Source organism: Enterobacter sp. AG326 (genome assembly GCF_004362415.1).
Classification (GTDB): domain Bacteria; phylum Pseudomonadota; class Gammaproteobacteria; order Enterobacterales; family Enterobacteriaceae; genus Enterobacter; species Enterobacter asburiae.
Window position 1 is genome coordinate 1 of the sequence record NZ_SNXG01000020.1, and the last position, 2,755, is coordinate 2,755.

5 protein-coding genes and 1 pseudogene are annotated in these 2,755 nt (G+C 36.9%); 2 read left to right on the forward strand and 4 right to left on the reverse strand.

The features are described 5' to 3' along the window. The first annotated feature begins 152 nt into the window (after positions 1-152). Both DFO52_RS22960 and DFO52_RS22965 read left to right on the forward strand, forming a co-directional pair. Positions 153-539: a hypothetical protein gene (locus tag DFO52_RS22960; RefSeq protein ID WP_133551268.1), complete on the forward strand. Its 387-nt coding sequence runs from the start codon at positions 153-155 to the stop codon at positions 537-539. 96 nt (positions 540-635) lie between these two features. Further along, positions 636-1,061, forward strand: coding sequence for a hypothetical protein (locus DFO52_RS22965; protein ID WP_022065655.1), 426 nt, complete (start codon positions 636-638; stop codon positions 1,059-1,061). A gap of 52 nt (positions 1,062-1,113) precedes the next feature. Here the strand turns inward: DFO52_RS22965 and DFO52_RS22970 are convergent, their stop codons facing one another. From DFO52_RS22970 to DFO52_RS23400, 4 genes and pseudogenes are all read right to left on the reverse strand, one after another. Continuing rightward, positions 1,114-1,428, reverse strand: coding sequence for a hypothetical protein (locus DFO52_RS22970; protein WP_061379606.1), 315 nt, complete (start codon positions 1,426-1,428; stop codon positions 1,114-1,116). Positions 1,429-1,446: 18 nt separating this feature from the next. Next, a complete protein-coding gene (locus DFO52_RS22975; RefSeq protein WP_024170863.1) occupies positions 1,447-1,833 on the reverse strand; it encodes a hypothetical protein in 387 nt (128 codons plus the stop codon). Between the two features lie 41 nt (positions 1,834-1,874). Next, on the reverse strand, positions 1,875-2,147 hold the full coding sequence (locus tag DFO52_RS23395; RefSeq protein ID WP_000651083.1) for a hypothetical protein: 273 nt from the start codon (positions 2,145-2,147) through the stop codon (positions 1,875-1,877). A 224-nt stretch (positions 2,148-2,371) separates the two neighbouring features. Continuing rightward, positions 2,372-2,755, reverse strand: a pseudogene (locus DFO52_RS23400) (relaxase); the annotation flags it as partial.

Sequence of the window (2,755 nt, forward strand, 5' to 3'; positions counted from 1 at the left end):
CAATCTGTCCGAGAGAAAGTAATGCAATTAAAGAGAATAACTCAGATCGCTTATGAAAATGGTGATTATGGTGCAGACAAATGGTTGCAACACCATGAAAAAAATTTGGAAAGAATTAATAAGCTTTTGAATAATTAAAACAGGAGATACTTATGGCAAAACATTTGAACAGGAGTGAAATAAAGGAAATTAAACACATTATACTGACTTGGGACGGTAAAATCACATGGAGTGATTTATGTGAATCAGTGTATAAGAATCTAAACAGAACTATCACAAGGCAATCTTTAAGTGCTCATGATGAAGTTGTTGAAGCATATAGAATAAAGAAAAGTTTGTCCAATTTGAAAAAATCTGGTCTAAAGAAACCAGCTAACTTAACTATTGCGGCACAACAAATAATAAACCTTAAAGCCGAAAACGAAATGTTGAAAAAACAGAACAATAGATACAAAGAGCAATTTAGCTATTGGCAGTATAATGCTTATAGACACGGTCTTACTATGGAACAGTTGAATAGGCCATTTAATAAAAAATAATATTTGATAGGTTACACCTATTGACAAGTTAAATAAATGCGATAAATATAAATATATGGTCAGGAAGACTATTTAACTAATGCAAGGATGCATTTTATGGACAAGAACATTATCTATCCAGAGTTTACTCTGGAAGAGCAACTTATCATTATCGTCGATAAATATATCTCAAAACGATACCAGCCAGGTGATAAAAATTTCTCATACCAGCTTTACTTAATTTTTGTGGGATACCATTTGAAGTATTTCTACCCTAAAAGGATTTATTCCAAATCCAATCGTAATATTGATAACATAATGACTATGTTTAGCTCGGTATACAAAAGTCTGACAAGCAATCTTCTACAACGATTAAATAATAAAGAAGGAGTTATTAGGGAACTAAACTCGCTTGTTAATTACATAGATAACAATCAAGAAAAAGCAGAGGAAATCTATGCTACTGTCAGAGCACAATATGAAATGAAAGTAATTGAGAAAGAGTTAACCCATGAAGTTCGCGTAAGAACCGTCAGGTTATAGGCAATAAATAGCCCCTATGCAGGGGCTAAAAGAGACTTCTTGATATAGGCTACTACTGAACTTCTTTCCAGATACCATCAGCTTTCACAAGCTTAACAGGCTTTGTCTGTTTCATATTGCTAATTGAGGCATCGACAATGCAGTTATAAACATTATTTGCTTCTTCTGTGCAACTAACTTTTTTTACATAATCAATTTTCAAAAGGTCTTTTTCGGGAATACTTGAGTTCAGAGCTTTCATACTTGCATTTGATCTATCTACGACACTTTTGAAAGCAGTGTATATATCGTCTTGGGATGGCTCACTGTTACATGCGGTTAAAAGAAGTGTGGTAAGGAAAACTGTGAGGATTGAGTATATTTTCATTTTCTTATCCAGAAATAATTAATTAAGAATACCAGTCTTGGTGTTGTTGTTATCAGAGGAGAAAGTCCATTTACTTACGGTCTCTCCCTTGAAGTCGATCTCAAGAGTTTTAGACTGAGTCTGAGAACCGCCAGTAAACAGCCCCACAACTGGAATGAAAGTCGTTGCACTGAACTGATTGTTAGTCATGAAATATTTCCACTGCTCATTTCCGTCATCGAGTGTGGTTCTTGTATCAGGCTCACCTAACTTAGAGAGTAATTCCGTCTTAGTTGTTTTGTTTTTAATGATCTTTGACTGGAGGCTTTGTGGTGTTTCGTTTTTAAGGTTCTGGTTCCCTGATGTTGAACAGCCAGAAAGCAGGAAGACAATAATAAAAAAAGAGGACGTTATAAATCGGTTCATTTACTTTCTCATTTTATGTTTGCGATTGTGTGAAATTAATTTCACCGTATAAAAACAACTCTGTCTGCATACATTCTTTTGATTTTATAGATAAGAATAATGATGCTTACGAAAAACGTAATGACTGATACAAGAGTGCTGTCGGTCCACGAAAATGCTAACCACGCGAGACCAAATGCCACGAATTGAAACAGGAATGCCACACTGAGCGGGCTTTCACCGTAAGCAACCTTTGCATGACACCCTTTGCAAATCCGCACACCATGAGGACTTTGTGTAAAGCAGAACGGGCACTTTATTGTTTCGTCTTTCATATCAACCCCAGGGTGGAAGATTAAATGGTGCGTTTACAGAGATTCTCGATGACCGGCTCGCTTTAGTAAAATTGCTTGTACCGATCGATGGTTGTTGCTTGATAGTTTATATCTATCATAACTACTTTATCGATCTGTAATAACGATCAATATTTTTTTGACTAAACACAAATTTATTACTAGAGAATAGAGTGTGGTTACGAAAGGTGTTTACAACTAGCTGTCTATAAACGAATTTTTCTTGCGGGTTTCAGATGATGTGTTGAATAGACTTCTGAGAAGTTTGTAGGAACCTTGTGGAGGATGCTCCTTCCATATTTTCTGAGAAGCTCTATGAGCCGTTGTAAAAAGGGAATCCAGCCGGTGAGCCTGAGATGCTTTTGCTGTTTGACTGCATTCTTTTGAAGAATCTTTTCTACGATTTCGTTCCGTTTGTCTTCTCTGAGCCGTAGTTCCAGTTCTGCAATTTTTTCAACGATACTTTCCTTTCTCTCAGCGGTTTTCAAAACTGTTGCAGGAGCAGGAGCAGGAGCAGGAGCAGGAGCAGGAGCAGGAGCAGGAGCAGGAGCAGGAGCAGGAGCAGGAGCAGGAGCAGGAGCAGGAGCAGG

Excerpts from the sequence above, each read along its gene's own strand:
- DFO52_RS22960 (WP_133551268.1), top strand. The coding sequence starts at position 153 with ATGGCAAAACATTTGAACAGGAGTGAAATAAAGGAAATTAAACACATT.
- DFO52_RS22965 (WP_022065655.1), top strand. The coding sequence starts at position 636 with ATGGACAAGAACATTATCTATCCAGAGTTTACTCTGGAAGAGCAACTT.
- DFO52_RS22970 (WP_061379606.1), bottom strand. The coding sequence starts at position 1,428 with ATGAAAATATACTCAATCCTCACAGTTTTCCTTACCACACTTCTTTTA.
- DFO52_RS22975 (WP_024170863.1), bottom strand. The coding sequence starts at position 1,833 with ATGAACCGATTTATAACGTCCTCTTTTTTTATTATTGTCTTCCTGCTT.
- DFO52_RS23395 (WP_000651083.1), bottom strand. The coding sequence starts at position 2,147 with ATGAAAGACGAAACAATAAAGTGCCCGTTCTGCTTTACACAAAGTCCT.